Origin of the sequence: Frankia sp. AgKG'84/4 (assembly GCF_023242965.2) — a bacterium.
Lineage (GTDB): Bacteria > Actinomycetota > Actinomycetes > Frankiales > Frankiaceae > Frankia.
This window is the reverse complement of record NZ_JALKFU020001070.1, coordinates 1-1514: the sequence shown is the minus strand read 5'-3', so window position 1 is coordinate 1514 and position 1514 is coordinate 1. Positions and strand designations below refer to the sequence as shown.

General features: G+C 76.2%; 1 protein-coding gene. It reads right to left on the bottom strand.

Translation table 11 applies throughout. The annotated features are described in order from the left end of the window. Positions 1-1514 (bottom strand): Rossmann-fold NAD(P)-binding domain-containing protein (locus MXD58_RS27350; RefSeq protein WP_250610895.1); only part of this gene is annotated, 1514 nt, incomplete at both ends.

Here is a 1514-nt window from a genome sequence, read left to right as displayed (position 1 = left end):
AGGTAGACCCGCGCCAGCCGGGCGTCCCGGCGCAGCCCGCCCAGCCAGCTTTCCGCGCCGACGTCCTCGAACAGGTGCGCCCAGCCGCGCAGCCCGAGCCGGTTCAGGGCGATGGCCAGTTCCTGGGCACCGGCGTGCAGGCCCGGCTGGTCCGCGCGGCACGCGAACGCCTGTGCCCAGGCGGTCTCGGCCGGGTCGAGGGAGTCGGGTGCGCGCAGCTGCCAGCCACCCCGGGCCGGCGAACGGGTGAGGATGTCGGCCCGTTGCGCGACGGCCGGTGGCAGGGACTCGGTCGCGGACAGGTGGCGCGCGTTGGCGCCGCCGAACGTCGTGCCCTGCCGGTCGGTGTCCGCGCGGTCCGCCGGGGCCGCATCGACGATCAGGATCCGGTGGCGGCCGCGCAGACGTAGCACCAGTGCCGTCACGAGGCCGACGATGCCGCCGCCGACGATCACCACTCCATGGCGGCCGGACGCCGAGGCGGCCGCGGTCGATGTGCCCGCCCTGGTTGCTGCCGTCGCCGTCGCCGTCGCCGTCGTGGTCGCCGTCGTGGTCGCCGTCGTGGTCGTGGTCGTGGTCGTGGTCGCCCGGAGCGAGAGGGGTGGCGCGAGCAGGCCGGTGCCGGGGATCTCGTCGAGGTCGGCGCTGCCGGCGACGGTGAGCACCGCCTGGTCGAGGTCTTCGTCGCAGGCGGGCGTGCGCATCGCCGCGGAGCACAGGGTGAAGCCGTGGCGGAGCTCGCCGCCATCGCGGGCGATCCGGCCGGCGAGCAGGTCCCGCACAGGTGCGAGCAGCCGGGGGGCGTTGTCCAGCACGACGGTGAGGCCGTCGCGGTCGTAGGCGTCGAGCACGGCGCGGGCGGTGAACACCTCGGGCTCGCTGACGCTGACGAGCCGGTCACCGCGGAACAGCTCCAGCGGGCCCGCGTCGATCAGGCCGGTGCTCGCCCACGGACCGGTGTGGACGAGGGGGACGGCGAGGGCGAGCGCGTCGGCGGCGCCGAGGACCTGCGCCACGGTTCTCGCGGCGCGAACGTCGTCCGCGGGAAGCTGGTGGCGCCGGGTCCAGGCGGACAGCGCCGCCGGGTCGGTGGCCAGGGAGGGGGAACAGACGACCAGCCGCCAGCCGCGGGCGCTGGCGGCCCGCGCCACCCGGCTGTTGATGTCACCGGCGCCGACCAGCCCGAGCACTCCCGGCCCGGTACCGCCGGGCCCGGTACCCTCCGGCGTCGACGCGAACAGACAGTCGATCATGAATTGGGCGACGTGGCGTGCGTTGACCTCCGGTGTGTTGCGCACCGTGACGCCGAGGTGGGCGGCGGCGGCCAGGTCGACGGCGGCCAGTGAGGTGCCGCGGCGGATGAGGACCAAGGTCCGGTCGTCACCGGTGGCGCGCACCGCCGCCGCCCAGCGGGCGAGGGCGTCGGCGGGCACGGCGTTCGCGCCCACGATCAGCGTGTGCGGGCGCAGCTCGGCCAAGGCGTCGGCCAGCAGGTCCGGGCGGGTGGCGAGGCG